Origin of the sequence: Pseudomonas sp. NBRC 100443 (genome assembly GCF_030268185.1) — a bacterium.
GTDB lineage: Bacteria > Pseudomonadota > Gammaproteobacteria > Pseudomonadales > Pseudomonadaceae > Pseudomonas > Pseudomonas citronellolis.
In genome coordinates this window covers 1-255 of record NZ_BSQE01000107.1, presented here as the reverse complement: position 1 = coordinate 255, position 255 = coordinate 1, and the positions used below count along the sequence as shown (strand labels likewise).

Genomic DNA, 255 nt, shown 5'->3' with positions numbered 1-255 from the left:
ACCGTTGAGCGCCAACTCAACCTCACAGCCCCCGCAAGATGTTCAGGATAAGCCGTTTTCACGATGTACTAAAAGCGCTGCCTCGCGGCGTCTTCGATCGACTGGTCGCCGAACACGGCGCCGACAAACACAGCAAGCGCTTTGGCAGCTGGGATCACCTGGTCGCCATGGTGTATGCCCAACTGGCCGGCGTGAGCAGCCTGCGGGCGCTTGAAACCAGCTTCAACAGCCATCCCCATCAGCACTATCACCTGG

Annotated in this window: 1 protein-coding gene; it reads left to right on the top strand. The window is 59.6% G+C overall.

Annotated elements, in window-relative coordinates; translation table 11 throughout:
- Window positions 1–38 precede the first annotated feature (38 nt).
- The coding region (locus QSJ95_RS32750) for a DUF4372 domain-containing protein (RefSeq protein ID WP_285639675.1) at window positions 39–255 on the top strand (217 nt) is incomplete at its 3' end.